The sequence below is a fragment of the Streptomyces sp. NPDC031274 genome (genome assembly GCF_055570235.1).
In genome coordinates, this window is record NZ_JBVIHP010000524.1 from 1 (window position 1) to 1006 (window position 1006).

Consider the following 1006-nt stretch of genomic DNA (forward strand, 5'->3'; position numbering starts at 1 on the left):
GGCCCGCCTCTTCGACGACCTGCGGCAGGACCGCCCGGTGACGGAGACGGGGAAGACGTCCCGGTAGCACCTGCACCGGACCGCCTGGCCGGAGTCGGCCGCCGACGTCAGCTCTGCGCGGACCGGGTGGCCAGCCGTCCGACCAGCGACTCGGCAAGGGAGGCCACGGTGGGGAACTCCCAGAGGGCGTTGGGGTCGATCTCGAAGCCCACGTGGTCTTCGACCGCGGTGAGAAGGGTGATGGCCTTTATCGAATCCAGGCCGTAGGCGGACATGGGCTCAGTCGGGTCGACTGCCCCCTGCGGCAGCCTCAACTCCTCGGCCACGTGGGCGCAGAGCCAATCCTGGAGTTCGGCGTAGAGCTCGTCGGTTCCGGCGGCGTTTTGCATGTGAGTCCTTCGGGTGGGTGAAGCAGTACGTCGTGGCCCTAACGAGGGTCCTGGTAGAGGGGAGTCAGCAGACCCTGGTGGAAGAGATCCCGCATTGCCGCGCGGCGAACCTTGCCGCTCGTGGTGCGCAGGACACTGCCGGGCTTGAGCAGAGCCACGCTGTCGACGCTGATGCCGAACTCGCGCCCCACCGTGTGCCGGATGCCGGCCGCGAGAGCGGGCAACCCGTCGTGCTGCACGCGGCGCACCTCGTGCGTGACGACGACCATGGATTCGTCGCCGCCATCGGCGTAGCCAGGACCGCCGAATACGACGCCGACACTGCCCAACTCGGGGTGCTGGGCGCGCAGTTCCTGCTCCACGTCCTGGGGGTAGACGTTGCGCCCGTGCACGATGATCACGTCCTTGAGCCGTCCGTGCACGTAGAGCTCACCGTCGTGCAGTGCGCCGATGTCGCCGGTGCGGAGGTAGCCGCCGTCGCCGTTCGCGGTGACGGCGTCGAAGGTCTCCGCGTTGTCGTCCCGCTGCCAGTAGCCGGGGGAGATGCTGCGGCCGCGCAGCCAGATCTCTCCCAGGGAGCCCTCCGGGAGCACCTCCCGGGACGTCGGGTCGACCAC

The 1006-nt window shown here is 69.1% G+C and carries 1 protein-coding gene and 1 pseudogene; both read right to left on the reverse strand.

What is annotated here, in order from left to right; translation table 11 throughout:
* Positions 1–107: 107 nt before the first annotated feature.
* Positions 108–389, reverse strand: a complete 282-nt coding sequence (locus ACZ5CR_RS47670) for an acyl carrier protein (protein WP_468870340.1) — start codon at positions 387–389, stop codon at positions 108–110.
* A 38-nt stretch (positions 390–427) separates the two neighbouring features.
* Positions 428–1006, reverse strand: a pseudogene (locus tag ACZ5CR_RS47675) (fatty acyl-AMP ligase); the annotation flags it as partial.